The 25,148-nt window shown below is 64.3% G+C and carries 20 protein-coding genes; 8 read left to right on the forward strand and 12 right to left on the reverse strand.

The genetic code is table 11. The features are described from left to right. Positions 1 to 134: 134 nt before the first annotated feature. Together purL and NX778_RS04850 are read left to right on the forward strand one after the other, a co-directional pair. Complete coding sequence (gene purL, locus NX778_RS04845) at positions 135 to 4,154, forward strand: phosphoribosylformylglycinamidine synthase (RefSeq protein ID WP_258810533.1); 4,020 nt, start codon at positions 135 to 137, stop codon at positions 4,152 to 4,154. Between the two features lie 162 nt (positions 4,155 to 4,316). Beyond that, positions 4,317 to 5,147, forward strand: a complete 831-nt coding sequence (locus NX778_RS04850) for a hypothetical protein (RefSeq protein ID WP_258810534.1) — start codon at positions 4,317 to 4,319, stop codon at positions 5,145 to 5,147. A gap of 138 nt (positions 5,148 to 5,285) precedes the next feature. Here the strand turns inward: NX778_RS04850 and NX778_RS04855 are convergent, their stop codons facing one another. Continuing rightward, a complete protein-coding gene (locus NX778_RS04855) occupies positions 5,286 to 7,139 on the reverse strand; it encodes a glycosyl hydrolase family 18 protein (RefSeq protein WP_258810535.1) in 1,854 nt (617 codons plus the stop codon). 320 nt (positions 7,140 to 7,459) lie between these two features. Between NX778_RS04855 and NX778_RS04860 the strand changes: the two genes are divergently transcribed. Beyond that, a complete protein-coding gene (locus tag NX778_RS04860) occupies positions 7,460 to 9,694 on the forward strand; it encodes a TonB-dependent receptor (RefSeq protein WP_258810536.1) in 2,235 nt (744 codons plus the stop codon). A 3-nt stretch (positions 9,695 to 9,697) separates the two neighbouring features. Beyond that, on the forward strand, positions 9,698 to 11,032 hold the full coding sequence (locus NX778_RS04865) for a metallophosphoesterase family protein (protein ID WP_258810537.1): 1,335 nt from the start codon (positions 9,698 to 9,700) through the stop codon (positions 11,030 to 11,032). Positions 11,033 to 11,152: 120 nt separating this feature from the next. On the opposite strand, the gene NX778_RS04870 is transcribed toward NX778_RS04865, so the two are convergent. The 6 genes from NX778_RS04870 to NX778_RS04895 all read right to left on the reverse strand — a co-directional run bounded on the left by NX778_RS04870 (position 11,153) and on the right by NX778_RS04895 (position 15,712). Beyond that, positions 11,153 to 11,929 carry a peptidylprolyl isomerase gene (locus NX778_RS04870; protein WP_258810538.1) on the reverse strand — a complete coding sequence of 259 codons (777 nt, stop codon included), beginning with the start codon at positions 11,927 to 11,929 and terminating at the stop codon, positions 11,153 to 11,155. Positions 11,930 to 12,009: 80 nt separating this feature from the next. Continuing rightward, positions 12,010 to 12,789: a peptidylprolyl isomerase gene (locus NX778_RS04875; protein WP_258810539.1), complete on the reverse strand. Its 780-nt coding sequence runs from the start codon at positions 12,787 to 12,789 to the stop codon at positions 12,010 to 12,012. A 103-nt stretch (positions 12,790 to 12,892) separates the two neighbouring features. After that, on the reverse strand, positions 12,893 to 13,168 hold the full coding sequence (locus NX778_RS04880; protein WP_258810540.1) for a BolA family protein: 276 nt from the start codon (positions 13,166 to 13,168) through the stop codon (positions 12,893 to 12,895). After that, entirely contained in the window at positions 13,165 to 13,794 is a 630-nt protein-coding gene (locus NX778_RS04885) for a septation protein A (protein ID WP_258810541.1), read from the reverse strand. Before NX778_RS04885 ends, NX778_RS04880 begins: the two co-directional genes overlap by 4 nt. Before the next feature lie 14 nt (positions 13,795 to 13,808). Beyond that, positions 13,809 to 14,204 (reverse strand): peptide-methionine (R)-S-oxide reductase MsrB, encoded by a 396-nt coding sequence (gene msrB, locus NX778_RS04890; protein ID WP_258810542.1) that lies wholly within the window; start codon positions 14,202 to 14,204, stop codon positions 13,809 to 13,811. Positions 14,205 to 14,218: 14 nt separating this feature from the next. Further along, entirely contained in the window at positions 14,219 to 15,712 is a 1,494-nt protein-coding gene (locus NX778_RS04895) for a protein adenylyltransferase SelO (RefSeq protein WP_441295318.1), read from the reverse strand. Positions 15,713 to 15,889: 177 nt separating this feature from the next. On the opposite strand from NX778_RS04895, the gene NX778_RS04900 reads away from it, so the two are divergent. Both NX778_RS04900 and NX778_RS04905 read left to right on the forward strand, forming a co-directional pair. Further along, the gene (locus NX778_RS04900; RefSeq protein WP_258810543.1) at positions 15,890 to 17,977 is read left to right on the forward strand and encodes a 3-hydroxyacyl-CoA dehydrogenase NAD-binding domain-containing protein; all 2,088 of its coding nucleotides are present in this window, start codon (positions 15,890 to 15,892) and stop codon (positions 17,975 to 17,977) included. Between the two features lie 189 nt (positions 17,978 to 18,166). Beyond that, entirely contained in the window at positions 18,167 to 19,384 is a 1,218-nt protein-coding gene (locus NX778_RS04905) for an MFS transporter (protein ID WP_258810544.1), read from the forward strand. Positions 19,385 to 19,428: 44 nt separating this feature from the next. Here NX778_RS04905 and NX778_RS04910 read toward each other — a convergent pair whose 3' ends face one another. Both NX778_RS04910 and NX778_RS04915 read right to left on the reverse strand, forming a co-directional pair. Beyond that, on the reverse strand, positions 19,429 to 19,620 hold the full coding sequence (locus NX778_RS04910; protein WP_258810545.1) for a hypothetical protein: 192 nt from the start codon (positions 19,618 to 19,620) through the stop codon (positions 19,429 to 19,431). A gap of 114 nt (positions 19,621 to 19,734) precedes the next feature. Beyond that, positions 19,735 to 21,435 carry an MFS transporter gene (locus NX778_RS04915; protein WP_258810546.1) on the reverse strand — a complete coding sequence of 567 codons (1,701 nt, stop codon included), beginning with the start codon at positions 21,433 to 21,435 and terminating at the stop codon, positions 19,735 to 19,737. A 262-nt stretch (positions 21,436 to 21,697) separates the two neighbouring features. On the opposite strand from NX778_RS04915, the gene NX778_RS04920 reads away from it, so the two are divergent. Both NX778_RS04920 and NX778_RS04925 read left to right on the forward strand, forming a co-directional pair. Next, positions 21,698 to 22,000, forward strand: a complete 303-nt coding sequence (locus tag NX778_RS04920) for a Dabb family protein (protein ID WP_258810547.1) — start codon at positions 21,698 to 21,700, stop codon at positions 21,998 to 22,000. Positions 22,001 to 22,019: 19 nt separating this feature from the next. Beyond that, entirely contained in the window at positions 22,020 to 22,799 is a 780-nt protein-coding gene (locus tag NX778_RS04925; protein ID WP_258810548.1) for an SDR family oxidoreductase, read from the forward strand. 182 nt (positions 22,800 to 22,981) lie between these two features. Here NX778_RS04925 and NX778_RS04930 read toward each other — a convergent pair whose 3' ends face one another. The 3 genes from NX778_RS04930 to ygfZ are packed head-to-tail and all read right to left on the reverse strand — an operon-like array spanning position 22,982 to position 25,089. Beyond that, entirely contained in the window at positions 22,982 to 23,746 is a 765-nt protein-coding gene (locus NX778_RS04930; protein ID WP_258810549.1) for an NRDE family protein, read from the reverse strand. After that, positions 23,737 to 24,027: a DUF4936 family protein gene (locus NX778_RS04935; protein ID WP_258810550.1), complete on the reverse strand. Its 291-nt coding sequence runs from the start codon at positions 24,025 to 24,027 to the stop codon at positions 23,737 to 23,739. Before NX778_RS04935 ends, NX778_RS04930 begins: the two co-directional genes overlap by 10 nt. Before the next feature lie 3 nt (positions 24,028 to 24,030). After that, entirely contained in the window at positions 24,031 to 25,089 is a 1,059-nt protein-coding gene (gene ygfZ / locus NX778_RS04940; protein ID WP_258810551.1) for a CAF17-like 4Fe-4S cluster assembly/insertion protein YgfZ, read from the reverse strand. Positions 25,090 to 25,148: the final 59 nt, after the last annotated feature.

Genomic DNA, 25,148 nt, shown 5'->3' on the forward strand with positions numbered 1-25,148 from the left:
ATTCACTACAATACCGTTTCACGGGTGAAAGGGCAACTTCCTGGAGGGATGGCAGAACGGGAAACAGTCGACGCTGTATAATAACGGGCTATCTTCCACACGCAGCACCGCTGCATCAACCGACTGCCCAAGCCATGTTGATCCTGCCGGGTTCCAACGCCCTGTCCGCCTTCCGTAGCCAACGCCTTCTCAGCCAACTGCAAGCCGTCGCCCCGGCCATCACGCAGGTGTCCGCGAGGTTCTACCACTTCATCGACGCCAGCGCGCCGCTGTCCACCGACGACACCGCGCGCCTGGCCGCCATGCTGACCTACGGCGAGCCGGCTTTGGCGCCGGCCGACGGCGCGGCCGAGGAGTTCTTCGTCATCCCGCGCCTCGGCACGATTTCGCCGTGGGCATCGAAGGCGACCGACATCGCCCACAATTGCGGCATGGCCCAGATCCACCGCATCGAGCGCGGCATCGGCTTCACGGTCACGCTCAAGAGCGGCATGCTGGGCATCGGCGGCGCCAAGAAGCTGTCCGCGGACGAAGCGGCCGCCGTCGCCGCCCTGCTGCACGACCGCATGACCGAGACCGTGCTGCGCAGCGCGGAAGAGGCTGCGAACCTGTTCACCGAACTCGAAGGTAAGCCGCTCGAAGCCATCGACGTGCTGGGCAAGGGCAGGGCCGCGCTGGTCGCCGCCAACACGGAACTGGGCCTGGCGATGTCGGACGACGAAATCGACTACCTGGACGATGCCTTCACCAAGGCCAGGCGCAACCCGACCGACGTCGAGCTGATGATGTTCGCCCAGGCGAACAGCGAGCATTGCCGCCACAAGATCTTCAACGCCGACTGGACCATCGACGGCGCCAAGCAGGACAAGTCGCTGTTCCAGATGATCAAGAACACCCACCAGCTGCAGCCCAAGGGCACGGTGGTGGCCTACAGCGACAACTCCTCGATCATGGAAGGCGCGAGCGTCACCCGCTTCTATCCGCGCGGCGCCGGCCAGGAATATGCACCGGCCACCGAGCTGACGCACACCCTGATGAAGGTCGAGACCCACAACCACCCGACCGCGATTTCGCCGTTCCCGGGCGCCTCCACCGGCGCCGGCGGCGAGATCCGCGACGAAGGCGCGACCGGCCGCGGCGCCAAGCCGAAGGCCGGCCTGACCGGCTTCACGGTGTCCAACCTGTTGCTGCCGGAAGCGCAGCGCGCGTGGGAGAACGCGTCGGACGTCACCGCGCGCACCGGCGAGCGCACCGAGTCGGTCTACGGCAAGCCGGAACGCATCGCTTCGCCGCTGCAGATCATGATCGACGGCCCACTCGGCGGCGCCGCCTTCTCCAACGAATTCGGCCGCCCGGTCCTGGGCGGCTACTTCCGTACGTACGAGCAGAACGCAAGCGCGGCCGGCGGCGTGTACGGCTACCACAAGCCGATCATGATCGCGGGCGGCATCGGCAACATCTCGGCCGGGCACACCCACAAGAACGACATCCCGCCGGGCAGCCTGCTGATCCAGCTGGGCGGCCCCGGCATGCGCATCGGCATGGGCGGCAGCGCAGCGTCGTCGATGGCGACCGGCACCAACACCGCCGACCTGGACTTCGACTCGGTCCAGCGCGGCAACCCGGAGATGGAGCGCCGCGCCCAGGAAGTGATCAACGCCTGCTGGGCGCTGGGCGAGAAGAACCCGATCATCTCGATCCACGACGTCGGCGCCGGCGGCCTGTCGAACGCCTTCCCGGAAGTGGTCAACGACGCCAAGCGCGGCGCCACCTTCGACCTGCGCAAGATCCAGCTCGAGGAGAGCGGCATGGCGCCGAAGGAGATCTGGTCGAACGAATCGCAGGAACGCTATGTGCTGGCGATCGCACCAGGCGACCTGCAGGCATTCAGCGAGATCTGCGCGCGCGAACGCTGCCCGTTCGCGGCGATCGGCGTCGCCACCGAGGAGCGCCAGCTGCGCGTGGTCGATCCGCTGCACGACAATGCGCCGGTCGACATGCCGATGGAAGTCCTGCTCGGCAAACCGCCGAAGATGCAGCGCGACGTCGAGCATGTCCAGCGCGAGCTGCCGCCGGTGGACCTGACCGGCATCGAGCTGGAGGAAGCGGCGCGCCGCGTGCTGCTGCTGCCGACCGTGGCCGACAAGAGCTTCCTGATCACCATTGGCGACCGCACCGTGGGCGGCATGAGCGTGCGCGACCAGATGGTCGGCCCGTGGCAAGTGCCGGTGGCCGACTGCGCCGTCACCGCGATGAGCTTCGACGGCTACGTCGGCGAGGCGATGGCGATGGGCGAGCGCACCCCGCTGGCCGTGATCGACGCCGCCGCGTCGGGCCGCATGGCCGTTGCCGAGGCGATCACCAATATCGCTGCCGCGCCGGTGGCCGACATCACCGACATCAAGCTGTCCGCCAACTGGATGGCCGCCTGCGGCCAGCCGGGCCAGGACGCCGCGCTGTACGACACCGTGAAGGCGGTCGGCATGGAGCTGTGCCCGGCGCTGGGTATCTCGATCCCGGTCGGGAAGGACTCGCTGTCGATGCGCACCACCTGGCAGGACGAAGGTGAAAACAAGGCCGTGATCTCGCCGGTCTCGCTGATCGTGTCGGCGTTCGCGCCGGTGCCGGACGTGCGCCGCTCGCTGACGCCGCAGCTGCGCACCGACATGGGCGACACCGCCCTGATCCTCATCGATCTCGGACGCGGCAAGAACCGCCTCGGCGCCTCGGCGCTGGCGCAGGTGACGCAGCAGCTGGGCGACGCGGTGCCGGACGTGGATTCACCGGAAGACCTGAAGGCCTTCTTCGCCGCCATCCAGCGCCTGAACGTCGACGGCAAGCTGCTGGCCTACCACGACCGTTCCGACGGCGGCCTGTTCGCCACGCTGAGCGAGATGGCCTTCGCGGGCCGCGCCGGCGTGTCGGTCAACCTCGACATCCTCGCCATGGAAGGCGAGCACGCCTCCGACCAGGGCGACGCCAAGAACTGGGCGGCGCAGGTGGGCGAGCGCCGCAACGACCTGACGCTGCGCGCGCTGTTCTCGGAAGAGCTGGGCGCCGTGGTGCAGGTGCGCCACGAGGAACGCAGCGCCGTCATGAACGTGCTGCGCGAATCCGGCCTGGGCGCCTGCAGCCACATTATCGGCAAGCTGAATGACCGCGGCATGATCGAGTTCACGCGCGACGCCCGCGTCATCTACAGCCAGCCGCGCAAGGAACTGCACCGCCTGTGGAGCGAGACCAGCTGGCGCATCGCGCGCTTGCGCGACAACCCGGCCTGCGCCGACCAGGAATATGACCGCCTGCTGGACGACGCGGATCCCGGCATCTCGCCGAAGATCAGCTTCGACCTGTCCGAGAACGTGGCGGCGCCTTTCCTCGCCACCGGCCAGCGTCCACGCGTGGCGATCCTGCGCGAGCAGGGCGTCAATTCGCACATCGAGACCGCGTGGGTGATGCACCAGGCGGGCTTCGCGGCGGTGGACGTGCACATGAGCGACCTGATCGCCGGCCGCGCCAGGCTGGACGACTTCCACGGCATCATCGCCGTCGGCGGCTTCTCCTACGGCGACGTGCTGGGCGCGGGCGAGGGCTGGGCCAAGACCATCCTGTTCAATGCCCAGCTGGCCGAGCAGTTCGCGAAGTTCTTCCAGCGTACCGATACCTTCGGCCTGGGCGTCTGCAACGGTTGCCAGATGATGAGCAACCTGAAGTCGATCATCCCGGGCGCGCACGCCTGGCCGAAGTTCACGCGCAACAAGTCGGAGCAGTTCGAGGCGCGCTTCGGCATGGTCGAGGTGCTGGAGTCGCCGTCGATCTTCTTTGCCGGCATGAACGGCACCCAGGCGCCGATCGCGATCGCGCACGGCGAAGGCTACGCGGACTTCTCGCAGACCGGCGACATCGATGCCGTCGTGCAGGCCCTGCGTTACGTCGACAACCGCGGCCAGGCTACGGAAGCCTATCCGTTCAACCCGAACGGCTCGCCGCGCGGCATCACCGCTGTGACGACGCCGGACGGCCGCTTCACGGTGATGATGCCGCACGCCGAGCGCGTGTTCCGTACCGTCCAGCATTCGTGGGCGCCGGACGGTTGGGGCGAGGATGGCCCGTGGACCCGCATGTTCCGCAACGCACGCAAGTGGGTGGGTTGACCGGCGCCGCCGCAAACCAAAGCGCTTCTCCGGAAGCGCTTTTTTTTCGTGGAAATTGAACCAATTCTCTGGATGAGCTGACACAAGCGCGGGCCTTCATGCGCAACGCATGATGGCTGTGAGCGCCAGCGTCCCGCTGTGCGCCTTTTCGGGAGACTTGCCATGAGTTTGCGTTCATCGCTGTTCCGCCTGCCCGTGTTTGCCGCCGCTCTCGCCACCATTGCTGTGCTGCATTCGGCGCCCGCAGCCGCACAGACTGCCCAGCCGGCCGCCGTTACCACGCTCGACACTTGTCAGAATTCAGTCACTGGGAACTGGCAATACTTCGGTGTCTCGGCGGTGTTGCCATCGAACCCGACGGCATCGGTGTCGGTTGATTACTGGGTGCAAAACAAGACCACGCGTGACGGCTTCTCCAACGCCTTCCTGGCTGGCTCGGGCGGGTCAGTCACCGCCTTGCGTTCGGGCGACGTGCAGATCGTTCCGTTCAGCGTCGAGGCGGCGCCCTTGAACGTTGGCACTGTGCGTGGGCAGGCCCGGTTGACGATGGCTGGGCAGACCGCGCTGGTGCCGCCGGCACCTGAATTCAGCGGCACGACCTGCGGCTGCAAGCCGACCGGCTGCGTGCGTACCCAAGGCTACTGGGGCAACAAACCGGGCGTGCAATGGCCGGGCGACTGGTACCGCGCGATGAACTTTTATGGCAGCGGGATGACCTGGCAGCAGATCTACGATACGCCGCCGCGCGGCAATGCCTACATCATCCTGGCCGACCAGTTCATGACGGCTGTGCTCAACCGCAATGCGGGCGCATCAGCACCGCAAGGGGTGCAGGACGTGATGGCGGCTACGCGTGACTGGCTGATCAGCGGAACCAGCCTCGCAACGTGCGCGACACCCGGAACTTGCGGACAGCAGAAGGTGTGGGCGGCGATTCTCGACGTCTACAACAACGGCCAGTATCCGGGAGCGCCGCCGCATTGCCCGGATTAACTGAAGGAATTTACCTTAAACTCGACCGTCGTTCCCGCGGAGGCGGGAACCCCATTTCTGATGTACGCCGCCGATATGCGATTGATGTGGCGTGCTAAGAAAATGGGGTTCGCGCCTTCGCGGGAACGACGCCTCCGATTAGCGGCTGGCGCAGTAACCCACGTCGCTATTGGTCGCGCCGGCGGCAAGGTCCGGGTTCCAGTCCGGCCCCGACAGATGCATGGTCGAGCCATCCATCGTGTACTTGCCGTTCCACAGGCTGCTGACCGTGCCCTGGATGTTCGCCACGTCCACCTTCCAGCCAGCCACCTTGCTCGTCGTCGTGTTGCTTACCGCGATCGATGCGCAATAGCCGCTGGTCCAGTCCGCCGTGATCTTGACCGCTGTGGCCAGCGCGCCTGACGGCGGGGGCGGCGGCGTCTCGACCGGTTTGGCCGGGCGGGTCGCGCAGAATCCCACCGTGGTGGACTGGCCGACGTGCAGGTTCGGGCTGTAGCTCGGGCCGCTGATCGACAGCTGGCCGTTCGCGAGGGTGTAGGTGCCGCCCCACAGCGAGGTAATGGTGTCCGGGAAGGCCTGCTTATAGGTCCACGGGCCTGCGCTCGGGCCGGTGTTGGTGAGCGTCATGTTGGCGCAGTAGCCGCTGCCCCAGTCCGACGAAATGGTCTGCTGCGCCGTGATCACCGGCGGCGGCGGATCGGGCAGGGGATTCGGGTTCGGACCCGGCTCCGTCGCGTTCGGGTCGAGGAAGGCCTTCTTGGTCGCGGTGAGCAAGGGGTTGTTGACGCCATCCGTGGTGCCGTAGTTGACCAACCAGATGATGGTGCCGGCCGCGCCTTCGCCGGCGCGGGTGGACTGCGCCCACGCGCCCTTGGCCGCGATGGTGGCCGGGTCCTCGTACGAGATATAGCCGCTGGTGGTGTCGGTGCGCTGGGCCGGGGTGTAGCCGGCCGCCCCGTAGGTGCGGTAGCTGGTCTGGGTCTCGCTATCCCACATATAGGTGCCAGTGCTGAGGTAACCCAGCTTGTTCAGCAGGGTGTAGCTCCACAGCAGGTCGGTGGCGTTGAAATAGCTCATCGGATACGGATTGGTCGCCATGCCCAGGCGATCGAAGGGCGGCTTGTAGCTCAGGCCGTAGAAGCCGATACCCATGCCGACCTTCGAGCGCGGTACGCCGGCGTTTTCCAGCATCTGGATGGTGCCGGCGATCGAGACCGGGCGCGCCTTGTCGGCCGGTGCGGTCAGCGGCGTGAAGGTGCTGGAGTTCCAGTCGTAGTTGAACCACGTGCCGCAGTAGCTCATGATGTTGTATTGGTCGACCAGCGCGGCCACGCGCTTGATGTGGTCGGTCACCTTGTCGGCGTTCGGATTGAGCGCGCCACCCGGGAAGGTGATGATCACCGGGCTGTTCTGGTAGCGCGGCCGCGCATTCGCTTCGACCCGCAGTTCCGCGAGCAAGGCTTCAAGGCGCTGCTGGTTCTCAGTGTCCGAGCTGCCGATGCCTTCCCAGTCGACGTCGATGCCGTCATAGTCGTGCGCGACCATGTAGTCGACCAGGTTCTTGACGAAGGCCGGGCGCACGGCCGGATCGGTCGAGGCGTGGAAACCGCCGAAGGCGTCGTCGCCGCCAAGCATGATCAGCGCCTTGGTGCCGACCTGGTGCGCGCGCATCACGAGGTATTGCTCGGGCGTCTTCTCCCACGGCACCCCGGGACCATGGTCGATGTCGGTGTGGGCCGTGCCGGCTCCCGGCATGACGTCGCCCGGATTGCCGCCCGAATTGCCGGCGCCGGGGGCGATGCGCGCGAAAACGAAGTGGGTCATGGCCGTCATGTCGACGTGTTGCGGCGCCTGGTACAGGGTGCTGTCCCAGAAGTAGCCGCCGTAGTAGCCGGTGACCCAGGGGCGGCCCGCAGCCTGCGCGGACCAGGGGGCGGCGACGGTGATGGTGAGCAGCGCCGCGGCCGCGAGGGACTTCAGTTTCGGTTTCATTATTGGTAAGCTCCGGTGTGTGTTTCTGCGTAGCAATAGTAATCAAAGCTTAACCATCAAGTCGTCGGAAAATTGTAATTACAATGCAAAAAACGGCTGGGCTAACGCAAGATCGCTGTAGTACGCAGCCATTTGGCGGCAGAAGAGAAAAGCAAGTGTTGGCTGCATAACTTTTTCTCATGCCGCGCCGGCCTGTCGCGCAAACCGCAGACGGCCGCGCTTTGTTACCAGTGGTCACGTCGCGGTCATATTCGAGACCTATAGTTTCCGGAATTCAAAGTTGTATTTCCTGAAACCCTCGAAGAGACGGACCACCCTCCATGACCCCGCAACGCTTTTCCCGCACCAAGCTCGCCCTCCTGATTTCGCTCGCTTTCGCATCCGTTTCCAGCCACGCCGCCACCGACGACAAGCCCGCCGATGAAGCCGCCCCGGTCGCCACGGTCGTGGTCTCCGCCAAGAGCGGCGACTACCTCGGCAACCACACCGCGTCGGCCGTCGCGCCGACCCAGGCCAGCTTGAGCGCAACCGAGCCGCAGTCGATCATCACCCGTGATTTCATCGAGCTGTCGGTGACCCCGACGACGGAATACAGCCGCATCGTCAACGTTGCGCCGAGCGTGTCGGGCGATTCGGCCAATGGACCGGGGCTGTCGGAGACCAAGACCACGCTGCGCGGCTTCTCCGACGACCAGTACAACATCACCTTCGACGGCATCCCTTGGGGCGACACCAACAACCCGGCGCACCACTCGACTTCGTTCTTTCCGGGCTCCACGATCGGCGGCGCCATCGTCGAACGCGGCCCGGGCAATGCGGACAACCTCGGCTACGCCACCTTCGGCGGCTCGATCAACCTGTTCTCCAAGAAGCCGCTGAAGGACGAGAAGTTCAGTGTGTTCGGTTCGGCCGGCACCTGGCGCACCGCGCTGGCCGGCGCCTCCTACGAGAGCGGCCGCCTGGCGGGCTTTGGCAACGGCACCGTGCAGCTCAACTACCAGCACCTGAAGTCGGATGGCTACCTGACCCTGAACGCAATCAAGAGCGATAACTACCTGATGAAGGTGCGCCGGCCGGTGGGCGACGCGACTGTGCTGACCCTGTTCATGTCGGCCAACCGCATCAAGTACGTCCAGCCCGACAACAACAAGGGGCCGACGCTGGCGCAGGTCGCGCTGTACGGCAGGAACTACAGCCTGAACAACGACCCGACGAGCTTCAACTACGCCGGCTACAATCACACCGCCAAGGACACCGACTTCAGCTATCTGCGCGCGGAGACCAACTGGGGCACGGGCTGGACCACCGACAACCAGCTCTATACCTACGCCTACGACAACGAGACGATCTCGTCGACCGACCCGACCGGCGCCACGGCCCCGGGCACCAAGATCGGCCCGGCCGGCAACAAGGACATTCCGGGCATCGACAAGCGCAACAAGTACCGTGTCTACGGCGACATCTTCCGCCTGAACAAGCGGTTAGACGCCGGCACCTTCCGCACTGGCCTGTGGTACGAGTACTCCGACACCGATCGCCACCAGTACGACCTGGACCTGACGCTGGGCGGCATCCGCGACCCGCGCGAGACCAAGCCGGCGCCGGTGCAGAATCCGAGCGTGCTGTTCGACCAGCAGTCGAACATCCGCAACGTGCAGCCGTTCGCGCAGTTCGAATGGTCGGTCACGCCCGACCTGACCGTGACGCCGGGCCTGAAGCTCGTGCGCATCAGGCGTTCGGTCGACGCCGACGTCAACCAGACCACGCGCCTGCCGCAGCACAGCTCGGTCGACTACCGCAGCACGCTGCCGTTCCTGACCGCGAACCAGCAGTTGTCTTCGACCATGGCCGTGTACGCGCAGTATGCGAAGGGCTTCCAGATCCCCGACCTGAAATCGTTCTACATCGCCGATCCGAGCAAGAACAGCTCGGCGCCGCAGAAGTCGGTCAACTACCAGCTTGGCGTGGTAGGCCAGTCCGAGGCGGTGACCTGGGACGTCGACGTGTACAAGATCGACTTCACCAACAAGTACGTGTCCAACGGCCTCGGCGGCACGGACGCTGCCTACATCAACGTCGGCGGCGCGACCTACAAGGGCATCGAGGCGCAGGCAACGTGGATGGTGGGCCACGGCTTTGCGCTGTACGCCAACGGCTCGAAGAACAAGGCGACGACCAACGACACCGGCAAGACCATTTCCGGTTCGCCGAACATGACGGCGGCGATCGGCCTGCTGTACAACGACGGCCCGTGGTCCGGCTCGCTGATCGGCAAACGGACGGGCGAAGTGCGCCAGGCCGACTTCGATGCGAGCAAGCCGGCTGCCTACGACACCTACAAGACGGCCGCGTACACCAACACCGACCTGTCCTTCGCCTACCGCTTCACCAAGCCGGGCATGGGCATCAGCCTGCTCAAGCTGCAGCTGAACGTGTTCAACCTGTTCAACCACCAGGACGTGACCTCGATCTCGCCGGCCAAGAACGCGGCGTTCGACCAGTACACCTTCCAGGCGCCGCGTAGTTTCCAGGTGTCGGTCAAGGCGGATTTCTGATCGATGCGCCGCACTCTTTGCATGGTGGTGCTGGGCCTGGCCGGCTGCGCCGGGTTCAAGCCGGACGCGACGGTCGAGCACGCGTACCTGCTGCGCGGCGAGGGTGAGCTGGTCCTCGCGCGCGCGCTGGTGCGCACGTCGGAATGCCCGGCGCTGCGTGTCGATGGCCGCGAGCTGCCGATGCAGGTGCGGGCGCCGGCCAGCGCGGTGCCGGCCCGGCCGGTGGCGCAGGGCGTGACCAAGCCGGCGCGCTTCGAGCTGACCGTGTGCGAGGCTGCGCTGCCGCCTGGCACGCGCACCGCTCGAGTCGGCGCGCTGGACCTGCCGGTACCGGTGTCGGCGCCGCAGCGGATCGTCGTCATCGGCGACACCGGCTGCCGCATGAAGCAATCGGAAAATGCCTTCCAGCCCTGCAAGGACAACGATGCATGGCCGTTTGCGCGCGTGGCCCGCAGTGCGGCCGCGCAGCAGCCCGACCTCGTGATCCACGTCGGCGACTACCACTATCGCGAAAGCCCGTGTCCCGCCGGCGAGAAGGCCTGCGCGGGCAGCCCCTGGGGCTTCGGCCAGGACACCTGGAGCGCGGATTTCTTCGGTCCCGCGAAACCGCTGCTGCGGGCCGCGCCGTGGGTGTTCGTGCGCGGCAATCATGAATCCTGCTCGCGCGCGGGGCAGGGCTGGTTCCGCTTCCTCGATGCGGCGCCTTTGACGGAGGCGCGCTCGTGCAACGATCCGGCGCAGGATGAGCTGGCCGCGCATACGCAACCGTTCGCGGTGACCCTGGATGCGCAGACGCGGCTGATCGTGTTCGATTCATCGGAGCAGAAGGGCGCCGATGCGGAGTTCCAGCGCGAGTTCGCCGAGGTCGGGAAGCTGGCCAGGGGCGCGGAGCACGCGGTATTCCTGAGCCACCATCCGGTGCTCGCACTGGGCCTGCCGACCAAGGGCAAGCCGATCCGGCCTGAGAGCAAGGAAATGATCGCATCGCTGCGCGCGGCCCGCGATGGCGCGCTGTTCGCACCGCCGGTCGATCTGGCGCTGCACGGCCACGTTCACCTGTTCGAGGCGCTGGGCTTCAGCGAAGGCGGAACGCCGACTTTTGTGCTGGGTAACAGTGGCTCGATGACGGAGGGCTGGCTGCCGGAGCAATTGCCGGCGGCGTCACGCGAGATTGGTGGCGTGCGGATCGATGCCTTCCACACGCGCCAGGGCTTTGGCTTCGCGATGCTGGAGCGCGAGGACGGCGGCTGGCGGCTGACCGAGTTCGATATGGATGGCAAGCCGGTGCTGGTTTGTGCGGTGGCCTCGCCCAGCCTGCGCTGCTCTAATGCGCGCTAACCCATTTCCGTCGCTCCCGCGAAAGGGGGAACGACGGTATCTCTATCTATACTTACGCAGAGAGCACCGAAGAAAAAAGCGCCTCCGGAGAGGCGCTTTCAACTGTGAAACCTGTGCCGATTACTGGATCTTGGCCTTCTTCATCAGGCCATCCTGGAACTGCGCCAGCTGGCGCTGCTGCAGGGCTTCCGCGATCTGGCCTTTGACTTCTTCCAGCGGCGGGATCTTGGCTTGGCGGACATCTTCCAGCTTGATCACGTGCCAGCCGAACTGGGTCTTGACCGGGGTCTCGGTGATGCCGCCTTTCGGCAGTGCGACCAGGGCCTTCGAGAACTCAGGCACGTAGGTGGCCGGGCTTGCCCAGTCCAGGTCGCCGCCATTGTTGGCGCTGCCGTCCTTCGACTGCTTGGCCAGCTCTTCGAACTTGGCGCCGCCTTTCAGCTTGGCGATGATGTCCTTGGCCTGCTGCTCGCTGTCGACCAGGATATGGCGGGCGTGGTATTCCTTGTCGCCGACCTGCGATTTGTAGCGGTCGTATTCGGCCTTGATGGCGGCATCGGTGACCGGGTTCTTCTTCAGGTAGTCAGCGCGCATGGCGTTGATCACGATGCTCTGGCGGGCATTGTCGATCGCGGCCTTGACGTCGGGGCGGGCGCCCAGGCCCAGCTTGTCCGCTTCCTGGATCAGCACTTCGCGGCCGATCAGCTCGCGCTTGACCTGTTCGCGCAGTTGCGGCGAATCGGTGGCTTTGCCTTGGGCGACGACCTGCTTGACCAGCTGGTCGACCTTGGCCGCGGGGATGGGCTTGCCGTTGACGGTCGCAACATTTTGCGCGAACACAGGCGCGGCAACCATCGCGGTCAGGGCTAACAACAGGCGGGCTGGCTTCAACATCATTCTTCTGATCCTCTAAAAACACTCGACGTATCGCCACTGGCGACGAAAACCGGCGGCCTTCGCCGCCGGAATGTTACATCTTACTGCACTTTTGCCTTTTTAACCATTTCTTCCTGGTAGGCGGCCAGTTTACGCTGAGCCAGTTCTTCCTGGATCTGCGGCTTCACTTCATCCAGTGCCGGCAGTTTGGCCGGACGGATGTCGTCGACTTTCACGACATGGTAGCCATTGCCGGTGTGAACCGGGGTCTCGGTGACCTGGCCTTTTTGCAGGCCCTTGACGGCTGCGCCGAACTCCGGCGGGAAGGCCGACGGCACGGCCCAATCCAGGTCGCCGCCGCTGCTTGCGGTGCCGGTGTCCTTCGACTGCTTGGCCAGGTCTTCGAACTTGGCGCCGCCCTTGATCTTGGCGATGATGTCCTTGGCGGCTTGCTCGGTGTCGACCAGGATGTGGCGGACATGGTATTCCTTGTCGCCGGTCTGGGCCTTGAACTTGTCGTACTCGGCTTGCACTTCGGCGTCGCTGACCGGGTGCTTGCTGATGTACTCGCGCGCCAGGGCGCTGATCATGATCGACTGGCGGGCGTTTTCCAGTGCCTGCTTCACGTCCGGCTTCTTGTCGTAGCCTTCCTTGGTGGCTTCCTGCATCAGCACTTCACGGGCGATCACTTCCTTCTTGATCTGCTCGCGCAGCTGCGGGGTGTCTTGTGCCTGGCCCTGCGCCACCACCTGCTTGACGATGGCATCCACGCGCGACGACGGAATCGCCTTGCCGTTCACGACGGCGAGGTTCTGTGCGAAGGCAGGAGCAGCGGCAACGGCGATGAGTGCTAACAGCAGGCGAGCTGGCTTAAAAGTCATTATGGATTCCTGTTGAGGGGAGTTTAGCTTGGACGGATTGAGACGTTTTTTTACTTCGTTTTCAAAATTGTCGGGCACGATTCTTAAGACTCACTGAATGCCGTCAAGACACTTCGGACGGCGCCAGCGCGGTTATCGCCAACGCGTGAATCTCGGTACGCATCATATCGTGCACGGAATCATACACGAGTCGGTGTCGCATGACGAGCTTGAGCCCTTCGAAGCGCGCCGACACGATTTTGACTCTGTAATGACCACCGCCGGAGGCGGCGCCGGGGTGGCCCGCATGCAGCGCCGAATCGTCCCCGAGTTCGAGCACGGTCGGCGCCAGCGCGGCTTCGAGGTGGGTGCGGATGCGGGCCAGGCGATCGTCGCTCACGCGTCCTCCTTCATGTGCTTGGCCAGGAACAGCATCTGCACAAAAATGAAGACGAAGAAGATGGCGGTGAAGCCAAACAGCTTGAAGCTGACCCAGGCGCTGGTATTGGCCCGGAACAGCACAAACGCGACGAACAGGTTGAGCGCGCCCATGGTGGCGAGAAAGCCCATCCAGGCGTAGCCGACGCGCTCCCAAATGGCTTCCGGCAGCTGGATATTGGCTTCCATGACTTTGCGCATCAGGTTATTCCGGAAGCCGAATTGCGCGACGGCCAATGCCAGTGCGAACGCCCAGTACAGGATGGTCGGCTTCCATTTGATGAAGTTCTCGTCGTGGAAGTAAATGGTGGCGCCGCCCATGACGGCGATCACGCCCAGCGACAGCCACAGCATGCCGTCCACCTTGCGCCCGCGCGCCAGCAGGTAGCCGATCTGCAGCATGGTGGCGACGATGCCGACCGCGGTGGCCAGCATGATGGGGGATTGGGCCGCGGTCAGCTGGCCGCCGGACACGAGTGTGCCGAGGTATTGCGTGGCGAAAGCGTGCGCCGCTTCCTGGTGGCCCTCACCGAGCTTGTACACAAGGAAGAACAGAATGACGGGAAACAGGTCGAACAGGAATTTCATAGATCGAACGTGGTTCAGGCGGGTTCGAAACGCAAGGCGGCCGAATTGATGCAATAGCGTAGACCGGTCGGCGGCGGGCCGTCCGGGAATACGTGGCCGAGGTGCGCGTCACATACCGCACAGATAATTTCGGTGCGCAGCATACCATGGCTGCGGTCGACCTTCTCGATGACGTTGTTCGGATCGAGCGCGCGGAAATAGCTCGGCCAGCCGCAGCCGGATTCGAACTTGGCGTCGGACTCGAACAGCGCGGTGCCGCAGCACACACAGTGGTAGATGCCGTGTTCGTGGTGGTCCCAGTATTTGCCGGTGAAGGCGCGCTCGGTGGCGGCGTGGCGCGTCACCTGGTATTCCATCGGTTCGAGCTGGGCGCGCCACTCGGCGTCGGTCTTGCTTACTTTGTCGGTCATGGTATTTCCTTGATTCATGAGGAGCAGCTCACCTCGAGGTGGCTGGCCCAATCGGGCGGCAAGGCCGCGTACGCGTCATTCTCCGGCTGGTCGTCGTAAGGGTGTTCGAGCACGGACAAGAGCTTGCGCACTTCGCTGAAGTCGTCATTCTGCGCCCGCTCGATCGCAACCTGAGCCAGATAGTTCCGCAGAATATACTTGGGATTGGTTCGCATCATGTGTTCGCGACGAACCGTGTCGACGCTGTGCTCGCGGCGCAGGCGTTCGCGGTATCTTACGGCCCAGGCATCGAAGCCTGCGCGGTCGATGAACAGGTCGCGCAGCGGGGCGTCGTGTTCCGGCGCGTCGACCTGCAGCGCGCCCAGGCGGCGGAAGAACAGCGTGAAGTCGGCGTGATTGTCCTGCATGAGCTTGAAAGTTTCGTCCAGCAGCTCGCGGTCGCCTTCTTCATTTGTCGCCAGGCCGAGCTTGGCGTGCAGCAGCTCGTCGATCTTTTTGGTGAAGGCCGGCTGGTAGACGTCCAGCGCCTGCTGGGCATCTTCCACCTTGCCGATCAGGGGCAGCAGGGCGTTGGCCAGCGCGTAGCAGTTCCAGTGTCCGACCGGGGGCTGGTTCGCATACGAGTAGCGGCCGTGGCTGTCGGTGTGGTTGCAGATGTGGTCGGGGTCAAACGCTTCCATGAAACCGAAGGGCCCGTAGTCCAGGGTCAGGCCGAGGATGGACATATTGTCGGTGTTCATCACGCCGTGCATGAAGCCGACGGCCTGCCACTGCGCGATCAACTGCGCGGTGCGCTGGGTGACTTCCCGCAGGAGCTTCGCGTAGCGCTCGGGGCCGGTGCCCAGCTCGGGGTAGAAATTGTCGATCACGTAGTCGGCGAGCACGCGCAGCTCGTCCGGCTTGTTGCGAGAGTGCCAGTGTTCAAAGGAACCGAAACGCACGAAGCTGGGCGACATGCGGGTTACCACGGACGCGGTTTCGATCGTTTCGCGGATCACCGGCTGGTTCGAGCCCGTCAGCACCAGTGCGCGCGTGGTCGGGATGCCGAGCGCGGCCATCGCTTCGGAGCACAGGAATTCGCGGATCGAGGAGCGTAGCACGGCGCGGCCGTCGCCCATGCGCGAGTAGGGCGTCTTGCCGCTGCCCTTAAGCTGCAACTCCATCGGGCCGTTGGCAGTGGCAAGGTCGCCGAGCAAGATCGCGCGGCCGTCGCCCAACTGTCCGGCCCAGACACCAAACTGGTGGCCCGAATACACGGCCGCCAGCGGTTCCGAGCGCGCAGCGACCCGGTTGCCGCTGAAAAGGGCAAGGAAATCGTCGTTCTCCAGCTCCCGGACGTCGAGCCCGACCAGCGCTGCCGCCGGTCCGCTCGCGGCGACAAAATAGGGCGCGGGCAGGGGCGTCGGGATCAGGCGTGTATAGAACGCGGGCGGAAGTTGTGCGAACGAGTTACGCAGCGGAAGATCGTCGGCAGTGATGGCGGTTCCAGTTTGATGTTGGCAATGGATGATGTCAGGATTTTACCGTACGCGGCGGATTCTATTGGGGCGGCGCTGACCTGCAAACGTGCGTTACATCTCGCAACACGCGTTCGACAGTGTCGACGGCGGCATCTTTAAATAAAACGGTCGTACTTTTCAGTTATAGTGCACGCGTTGCCAATTCAACCAACAACGAGGAGAGCCATGAGCGCCGAGTACACCGTCCAGGGCCAGGTTGCCGTCATCACGCTGAATAATCCGCCGGTCAACGGCCTTGGCCTGGAGACGCGTACCGCGGCCGTCCAGGCTATCGGCAGGGCCGAAGCGGACGAAGCCGTGAAGGCCATCGTGCTGACCGGGGCAGGCAAGGCCTTCTCGGGCGGCGCCGACATCCGCGAATTCAATTCTCCCAAGGCGCTGACTGAGCCGACCTTGCACACCCTGATCCGCACGGTCGAGGGCAGCAGCAAGCCGGTCGTCGCCGCGATCCATTCGGTGTGCATGGGCGGTGGCCTGGAATTGGCGCTTGGCTGCAACTATCGCGTCGCGGCAGCGGGCGCGCAGATCGCGCTGCCAGAAGTAAAGCTGGGCCTGATCCCTGGCGCCGGCGGTACGCAGCGCTTGCCACGCCTGGTCGGCATCGAGCGGGCGCTTGAGATGATCGTCACCGGCGTGCCGGTGCCTTCCGAAAAACTGGCTGGCAGTGCCTTGTTCGATGAACTCGTTCCTGACGCAAGCGAGCTGCTTTCGGCCGCGATCAAATTCGCCGAGAACATTGCGGATGTCCGTCCGCTGCCGAAGGTGCGGGACCGCAAGGTCGCCCATCCCGATCTCGACGCCTTCCTGAAGGGCGCACGAGAGCGGGTGAAGGCGGCAGCCGGTGCGTTTCCTGCGCCTGTCGCCTGCGTCGATGCCATTGCGGCCTCGGCGACAATGCCCTTTGAGGATGGCCTGAAATTCGAACGTGATCGTTTCCTGCAGCTGAAGGAAACGACGGAATCGAAGGCTTTGCGCCACTCCTTCTTCGCGGAGCGTGCGGCCAGCAAAATTCCCGATGTGCCTGCCGATACGCCGCTCCGCAACATCGCCAAGGCTGCCGTCATCGGCGCCGGCACCATGGGCGCGGGCATCGCGATGAACTTCGCCAATGCAGGCATTCCGGTGACCATCCTGGAGATGAAGCGGGACGCGCTGGACAAGGGCTTCGCCACCATTCGCAAGAATTACGAGAGCGCGCTCAAGAAAGGCAAGCTGACGTCAGAAAAACTTGAAGAGCGTCTGAACCTCATCAGCGGCACGCTGTCTTACGAAGAGATCGCGGATGCCGACATCGTGATCGAAGCCGTGTTCGAAGAAATGGCGGTGAAGGCCCAGGTGTTCCGCGAGCTGGACAAGGTGATGAAGCCAGGCGCAATCCTGGCCTCCAACACCTCCACGCTGGACATCAACAAGATCGCGGCGGTCACCAGCAGGCCGCAGGACGTCATCGGCCTGCATTTCTTCAGCCCGGCACAGGTGATGAAGCTGCTGGAGATCGTGCGCGGGGCGCAAACCGGCAAGGACGTGCTGGCCACTGCGCTGGCCTTGTCGAAGAAGCTTAAAAAGACGGGCGTGGTTGCGGGTGTATGCGACGGGTTCATCGGCAACCGCATGCTGGAGCAGTATCTGCGCCAGGCAGGCTTCCTTCTGGACGAAGGGGCGACGCCCGAACAGGTGGACAAGGCGATCGAAAAGTTCGGCTTCGCGATGGGGCCGTTCCGCATGAGCGACCTGGCCGGCAACGACGTGGGCTGGTATATCCGCAAGCGGCGCGCGGTGGAGTCGCCGCACCTGGTGTATTCGCGCACGGCCGACATCCTGTGCGAACTAGGGCGCTTCGGACAAAAGTCGGGTGCGGGCTGGTACGACTACAAGCCCGGCGACCGTCATGCGCATCCGTCGCAGCTGGTCAACGACATGATCGCCGACTACTCGCGCCAGCAGGGCATCCGGCGCCGCAAGGTGTCGGACGAGGAAATCATCGAGCGGCTGGTGTATGCGCTGGTGAACGAGGGCGCCCGGATCCTGGAGGAGGGCATTGCGCTACGTGCGTCGGATATCGACATGGTCTACCTGAGCGGCTACGGCTTCCCCCTGCACCGGGGCGGCCCGATGTTCTATGCCGACACCGTCGGCTTGCCCCATGTGCTGGAGGCCATTGAGCGGTATGCGCGCGGGCGCCATGGCGAGGCGTGGGCGCCGGCGCCGCTCATGGTGCGGCTTGCCATCGAGGGGAAGGGATTCGTTAGCTGACGAATGATGTGTCGCGCACACGCATCACGGCGGGTGCGAATTGGCGGCTGCGTGGCGTCAGTGCCCCGCCTGTATTTCCTTGGGAAAACACCTGAACGAGCAGGAGCACTACCCGCAACGGGTAAGAATCGCGTTTACATCTACTGCGGGCCACGCTACAGTTTGTTATCTTTTATTTAGCTGTCCCGCGTGAAAAATCACCTTCTCATCGCCACGGCATGCCTGCTGGGTCTGCTGGCTACGACTGGCGCGTCCCTGCCGTACCCCATCCTGCCTCCCTTGTTCGCCGCGAGTACGCCGAACAACTTAAACCATTTTCTAGGTTTGCCTCCTAACTTATTGTTTAGCATCGCATTGCTGATCAATCCGCTTGGGCTCTTGCTTGGCAACGCGGTGATGGGGCCCTTATCGGATCGTTTCGGGCGGCGCAAGCTGGTCCTCGTCACTGCGGCCGGCGCCGCCTTGGGCCATGTACTGACCGCGGGCGCGCTGGCCATGGAATCGTATCCGCTGTTCCTCGCCGCCCGCTTCGGTACCGGGCTGATGGAAGGTCAGGCGCCGGTGGTGCGGGCGCTGCTGGCGGACAAGCTGGAAGGCGATCTGCGCAATCGCGCCTTGTCGTGGTTCAACGGAGCGCTGCACCTGGGCTGGCTGTTCGGTCCCTTGATGGCCGGGATCACCATCAGCCTGGGCTTGTCGGTGCCGTTCTATATCGCGGCCGGCGCCTTGTTGCTGGGCGCCTGCCTGGCTTTCGTGGCGCTCGATCGGGATAAGGCGCACGGCCATGTTGGCTCGTGGCTGTCGGTGGCGCGCGAACGCCATGCTTTCAACCTGCTGCGCCACGAAGACCTGCGCCTGCTGTTCATCGTGCAGCTCGCCTACACCTGCGGCGTGACCGGCTTCTACGAGTTCTATCCGCTGTGGCTGGTCGAGATCGGTCACTTCGATACGCGTGGCATCTCGCTCGTCAACGTCGGCCTGTGCGGCGTGATGACCTTGTCCGCGGCCGTCGCTGGCGGTCCCAGCCGGCATGATCCGCTGCGCCGTTCAAGTCTTTATGCGGTCGCCGTGGCGCTGGCAATTGCCTGCGTGGCCCTCGGCAACCTGTGGCTCGGCTTGGCCGGTATTGTGTTCTTTGGTCTTCCGCACGCGTTCTACAACGCCACCATCCAGGCCTGGGCGGCCGACCGTTTCGGCAGCCACGGCCTGGGCTCAGTGATGGGCCTGCTTTCGACCACCTTCTGTTTCGCGAATATCGTGATGGCATTGGGCGGCGCCGTGCTAACGCTGTTCGACACCCGCCTGATTCTGCTCACCGGCGCCGGCCTGAGCGCCTGGGCCGCTTGGCGCATGCGCGTGTGGCGCTGGGACGATCCGGCGCCAGTGGTGAAAGCGGCGATCGAATAATCCGGGCCGCTGCAACAGTGGCCCGCATCGCTTGCGCGGCCCGCTCAGCCTGCCAGCTTGCGTAGCGTGTTCGCGACCGGGTCGAGCACGCCGTTGTCGGTCCAGTAGGTGGTGTGCGACCACGGATTCCAGCTCTTGGCGACGAGGTCGAACAGGCCCTGGCCCGCATTGATCTCCACATCCTTCACCAGTTTGCCGTAGGCTTCCGACAGTGGCTGCAGTGGCCATCCCAGCACATCGTCGCGATCGTAGAAGTTCAGCCACTTGTAACTAGTGGCAATGTTGCAACGAGTGGCGAACGCACAAAAAAAGCCCCCGCGAGCGGGGGCTTCGAACAGCTGACGAACTGTTTAGTCTGCAGCGTAGATATCGTTATCCTTGGTTTCCCGTACGAACAACGCGCCGATCACGAAGGTGACGGCGGCGACGATGATCGGATACCACAGGCCATAGTAGATATTGCCGTTGAATGCCATCAGGGCGAACACGGTGGTCGGCAGCAGGCCGCCGAACCAGCCGTTACCGAGGTGGTAAGGCAGCGACATCGACGAATAGCGGATGCGGGTCGGGAACATCTCCACCAGCATGGCCGCGATCGGGCCGTACACCATGGTCACGTACAGCACCAGGATGAACAGCAACACGACCAGCATCGGCTTGTTGATCTGCTCCGGATCGGCCTTGGCCGGATAGCCGGCGGCCTTCAGCGCGCCACCGACGTCCTTGCCCAGGGCGGTCTGGTGGTCGGCCGAAGCCTTGTCGAAGTTCAGGTTATCCGGCGTCATCACAGCATTGAACGACGGGAATACCTTGTCGCCGATCTTGATCGTCGCCACAGTGCCTGCCGGCGCGTCGATACGGTCATAGCTCACCGATGCCTTGGTCAGCATGGAGGTGGCGATATCGCACGAGGACGGGAACTTGGCGGTGCCGGTCACGTCGATCTGCAGGTGGCAGGATGCCGGATCGGCCACGACCACCACCGGCGAGTTCTTGATCGCGTTTTCCAGCTGCGGGTTACCGTAGTGGGTGATGGCCTTGAAGATCGGGATATAGGTCAGCGCGGCGATCAGGCAGCCGATCAGGATGATCCACTTGCGGCCGATGCGGTCCGACAGCGAGCCGAAGATGATGAAGAACGGCGTGGCCAGGGCCAGCGCGATGGCGACCAGGATGTTGGCGGTCGGGCCGTCGATCTTCAGCACCTGGGTCAGGTAGAGCAGGGCGTAGAACTGGCCGGTGTACCACACCACGGCCTGGCCCATCGTCAGGCCGACCAGGGCCAGGATCACGATCTTGGCGTTCTTCCAGTGCAGGAAGGACTCGACCAGCGGCGCCTTCGAGGTCTTGCCTTCGGCCTTCATCTTTGCGAATGCCGGCGACTCGTTCATCTGCAGGCGGATCCACACCGAGATGCCAAGCAGCACCACCGACACCAGGAAGGGAATGCGCCAGCCCCACTCTTTGAAGGCATCTTCGCCGGTAGCGGTGCGCACGCCGAGGATCACCAGCAGCGACAGGAACAGGCCCAGGGTCGCGGTGGTCTGGATCCACGAGGTGAAGAAGCCGCGGCGGCCTTCCGGCGCGTGCTCGGCGACATAGGTCGCGGCGCCGCCGTACTCGCCACCCAGCGCCAGGCCCTGCAGGATGCGCAGGCTGACCAGCAGGATCGGCGCAGCCAGGCCGATCGAGGCGTGGCTGGGCAGGATGCCGACGCAGAAGGTCGACGCACCCATGATCAGGATGGTGATCAGGAAGGTGTACTTGCGGCCGATCAGGTCACCCAGGCGGCCGAACACCAGCGCGCCGAACGGACGCACGATGAAGCCGGCGGCGAACGCCAGCAGGGCCAGGATGAACTTGGTGGTCGGGTCGCCGATGAAGAACTGGGCGGCGATGATCGGGGCGATGGCGCCGTACAGGTAGAAGTCGTACCATTCGAAAATGGTGCCGAGGGAGGACGCAAAAATCACCTTGCGCTCTTCCTTGGTCAGGCCCGCGGCGGTCGGCATCGATTTGCCGCCGGCGGTCATGCCGGGTGTGATAGCCATTGTTTGTCTCCGTATAGTAGTCAATCCGTAGGATTAGCCGATCCTGCGTCAGCTAGGGCGGAGTGTGGGGCGTTAAACTTACGTCATGCTTTCGCCAAACTTACGCGAAGCTTACGAACAATCGCCTGCGTGATCGTAGCGCCGAACGGTTGCCGGTTTTGCCAGGGAAGCATGCTATCCTGCTCAGCCTCGCCGCCGCGCTTAGCCGGGGGGCTGTGATATGTAAATGGCTCAGTTTTGGGCTCTGTGATACGAGAAAGATATGATCAAGCACATCGTCATGTGGAAGTTGAAGGACCATGCAGAAGGCGCCGACCGCGCCGCCAATGCGGCCGAGCTGAAGCGCCGGCTGGACGGCTGCGCCGGCATCGTGCCGGGCATGTTGAAGTTCGAAGTCGCGCTGGCGCAGCCGGGGCTGGAAGCGACCTATGACGCCGTCCTGTATTCCGAATTCGAGAGCAAGGAAGCGCTGGAAGCTTACGCCGCGCACCCCACCCACAAGGCGGTCATTCCCTTCATCGCCTCGGTGCGCGAAGGGCGCCAATGCATGGATTTCGAAGTCTGACCGGTAGCCCGGAGGCCGCATGCGCACGACCCAGGAGCTGTTCTCTCTGAAGGGCAAGACCGCGATCGTCACCGGCGGTTCGCGCGGACTGGGCCTGCAAATGGCGCAGGCGCTTGGCGAGCAGGGCGCGCGGCTCGTGATTTCGGCGCGCAAGCAGGACGAACTCGACGAAGCCGTCGCGCATCTGCAGCAGCGCGGCATCGATGTGTCGGCAATTGCGGTCGACCTTGGGCATCAGGAGCAAGTGCAGCCCTTCGTGGACGAAGCGATGCGGCGGCTGGGGCAGGTCGATATCCTCGTCAACAACGCCGGCACCAGCTGGGGCGCCCCGGCGGAGGACTATCCGCTCGATGCCTGGGACAAGGTGATGGACCTCAATGTGCGCAGCATGTTCCTGCTGACGCAGGCGGTCGGCAAAGCGTCGATGATTCCTCGGCGCTTCGGGCGGGTCATCAACATTTCATCGATTGCGGGCCTGGCGGGCAATCCGCCGGGGACCATGCAGACGCTTGCCTATAACACCTCGAAAGGTGCGGTGGTCAACTTCACGCGCACCTTGGCTGGGGAGTGGGGCAGGTACTGCATCACCGTCAATTCAATCGCGCCGGGATTCTTTCCCTCGAAGATGACGAAGGGCGTGCTGTCGGCCATGGGCGACGAACTGGCCAGGGAAGCGCCGCTAGGCCGGCTTGGCGATGATGAAGACCTGAAAGGCGCGGTGGTGTTGTTCGCATCGGATGCGGGGAAGCACATCACGGGGCAGATCCTCGCGGTGGACGGCGGCGTTTCCGCCGTCTGATCGGCCACGGCGCTCACTTTGCCCACTCAATTCAGCGCCGTCGTTCCCACGGAGGCGCGGACCCATGCCGAGTATGACGGGCCTGCGGCATCGCTGTGCGGCTAAGGAAGTGATCCATGGGTCGCCGCCTCCGCGGGGACGACGATCTTTGGAGTAAGGGAAATATTGATGCAGGCGGTCGCTCAGGCGTCGCACTCGTCGGCGCAAACCGGCTGCACCACGCGCTCACTCAGCGCCGGCGGCGCATCTGCAAACAACCTCACCACCGTCGACGTGCGCGTGCCGTAGCCAGGCGAGTTGATGCACACCGCAGACAGCATCCGCTCCATATCCAGCGGCACGCCGGTCTCCGGCAGGCGCATATCCGGCGCGCGCGTGGTATCGGCCAGCATTTCGAAATAGGCATCTTCCGGCGCACCCGAGCACAGCAGGCTCGCGAACTGCGCCTTGGTGCGCACCACCTTCGGCCAGGGATCGTTGAGCAATCCATTGGAGATGCCGTAGACGCCCGGCTCGAGCGGCTTGCCGTTGCGCGGGTCGTCGCCGGCCCGGTTGGAATACCAATACAAGGCTTCGCGGTCGCCGAGCACCAGGTTGAAGCCATTGAATTCACCGGCGCCTGGTGCGATGCGCTCGAGGTACGCCGGCGCCGACAAGGTCCCGGTCAAAAAGTCCGCAACCAGCACACCACGCGTCGGCGCATCCGCGCGCCTTTCATTGGGTCCGCGAATATTGGTGAGCGCCGCGAACTTCGGTCCGTTCGGTCCGTCTAACGTGACGCCCATCCAGCTGCCGCCGCCTTTCAGGTCGCGGCCTGCGATGACGTTCGGGTGTTCGGGCCACGGACCGGCAGGGGTCGCGGGGCGGTCGTAATATTCATCACGGTTCGCGGCGGCGATGACGGGTACACCCGGGATCACGCGCCAGGCAAAGACAATCAGGCACATGTTGTTAGATCCATGAATACTTCCGCGTGGCGTGGGCCTGCAATCAGGTCCGCCAGCCCGGCCTCGCGCTCGGCATGGGCCAGCGCTTCGGCAAAGCTGTCGCTCACCGCGGGATAGACTTCCATCCAGGTCTGCACGCCATCACGGGCGTCGGGGCGGCGTTTCAGCTGCGGCGCCACCGCGTGCGACACTGCGAGCCCCGCCTGCATGGCGCGCACCAGCGCTTCGAGCCGCGCTGCGTGCGCCACCGGCACCTTGTAATAGACGTACAGGTCGGTCATTGCTCAGACGTCGAGCGCATCGAGCGCATACGGCATCGGCAGGAATTGCAGCCTGGCGCCGGTGGCGGAGCCGAGATGCACTTCCTCGTCCAGCGAGGCCAGCTTCATCTCGACCAGCGCATCGGCCCCGCCCGCGCCATTGACGGCGGCGTTGACGATCATGCCGCATGGCTGCTCGGGATCGGCCGCGGAAAACACTTCCTGCCCGGCGAGGGCGGCAGCGTTGTCGATGGTGGCCAAGGCCGTGCGGCGTTTCAGCTTGCCCAGGTACTGGCTGCGCGCGACGATTTCCTGTCCCGGGTAGCAGCCCTTCTTGAAATTCACACCGCCGATCAGCTCGAGGTTGACCATTTGCGGCACGAATTGTTCGAGCGTCCTGGCAGTGACTTGCGGCACGCCGGCGTGCACCGACGACAGATACCAGGCCTGGTTGCCGCCGAACGCCAGCGATTCGCGCAGCGAGGGCAGGGCGGCCGACGCCTTCGCGGCCGAGGTCAGCCAGAGGAAGCGCGGCGCGCCGAAGGCATCCGCCAGCCGGATCACGGTCCCGGCTTCCGAGCGCGCAACCTGGTAGGGCGCTGCGGGCAGGTCGGGCACATGCTGGCGCAGCGCGGCTTCGCTCTTGGCGCCGCCGATGCCGAGCAAGGCTTCGTTTGCCGGCGCCCCGGTCGCGTCATTCAGTTTTGCCTTGGCCCGCAGTACATACATGGTCAGCCGCTTCTGCAGCTGCGCCTGCAGTTCGCGTGGCAGTTGCAGGTAGATGGCATCCTGATCGCGCCACATCAGGAAGGTGCCGAGCAGGCGCCCCTTCGGCGTGCAATAGCCGGCCAGCCGCGCCTCGCCGGTGCCGAGGTGCTCGACATCGTTGGTCAGCTGGCCGTGCAGGAAGCTGGCGGCGTCATCGCCGGTGACCGCGATCAGCCCGAGGTCGGTGACGGGGGCGACGAAGCCGGCGGCGAGTTCGGAAGTGGTCAGGGCCTTGCCGAAGTCCTCGACCTGCGATGCCTCGTCAATATGGAAGCGGGCGCCATGCGAAGCTAGGTAATCTGTCCAGTTACTCATATACTCGAATTTTTTTGCGTTTAGGCTTTATCATTACGGCCTCATTATAGAGTTGTCGA

Source organism: Massilia terrae (assembly GCF_024753145.1).
In the GTDB taxonomy this organism is placed as follows: Bacteria; Pseudomonadota; Gammaproteobacteria; order Burkholderiales; family Burkholderiaceae_D; genus Telluria; species Telluria terrae.

Coding starts and splice junctions, on each gene's coding strand:
- NX778_RS04870 (WP_258810538.1), bottom strand. CDS start 11,929: ATGATGTTGAAGCCAGCCCGCCTGTTGTTAGCCCTGACCGCGATGGTT.
- msrB (WP_258810542.1), bottom strand. CDS start 14,204: ATGACCGACAAAGTAAGCAAGACCGACGCCGAGTGGCGCGCCCAGCTC.
- NX778_RS04855 (WP_258810535.1), bottom strand. CDS start 7,139: ATGAAACCGAAACTGAAGTCCCTCGCGGCCGCGGCGCTGCTCACCATC.
- NX778_RS04920 (WP_258810547.1), top strand. CDS start 21,698: ATGATCAAGCACATCGTCATGTGGAAGTTGAAGGACCATGCAGAAGGC.
- NX778_RS04875 (WP_258810539.1), bottom strand. CDS start 12,789: ATGACTTTTAAGCCAGCTCGCCTGCTGTTAGCACTCATCGCCGTTGCC.
- ygfZ (WP_258810551.1), bottom strand. CDS start 25,089: ATGAGTAACTGGACAGATTACCTAGCTTCGCATGGCGCCCGCTTCCAT.
- NX778_RS04885 (WP_258810541.1), bottom strand. CDS start 13,794: ATGAAATTCCTGTTCGACCTGTTTCCCGTCATTCTGTTCTTCCTTGTG.
- NX778_RS04930 (WP_258810549.1), bottom strand. CDS start 23,746: ATGTGCCTGATTGTCTTTGCCTGGCGCGTGATCCCGGGTGTACCCGTC.
- NX778_RS04915 (WP_258810546.1), bottom strand. CDS start 21,435: ATGGCTATCACACCCGGCATGACCGCCGGCGGCAAATCGATGCCGACC.
- NX778_RS04865 (WP_258810537.1), top strand. CDS start 9,698: ATGCGCCGCACTCTTTGCATGGTGGTGCTGGGCCTGGCCGGCTGCGCC.
- NX778_RS04925 (WP_258810548.1), top strand. CDS start 22,020: ATGCGCACGACCCAGGAGCTGTTCTCTCTGAAGGGCAAGACCGCGATC.
- purL (WP_258810533.1), top strand. CDS start 135: ATGTTGATCCTGCCGGGTTCCAACGCCCTGTCCGCCTTCCGTAGCCAA.
- NX778_RS04900 (WP_258810543.1), top strand. CDS start 15,890: ATGAGCGCCGAGTACACCGTCCAGGGCCAGGTTGCCGTCATCACGCTG.
- NX778_RS04860 (WP_258810536.1), top strand. CDS start 7,460: ATGACCCCGCAACGCTTTTCCCGCACCAAGCTCGCCCTCCTGATTTCG.
- NX778_RS04850 (WP_258810534.1), top strand. CDS start 4,317: ATGAGTTTGCGTTCATCGCTGTTCCGCCTGCCCGTGTTTGCCGCCGCT.
- NX778_RS04935 (WP_258810550.1), bottom strand. CDS start 24,027: ATGACCGACCTGTACGTCTATTACAAGGTGCCGGTGGCGCACGCAGCG.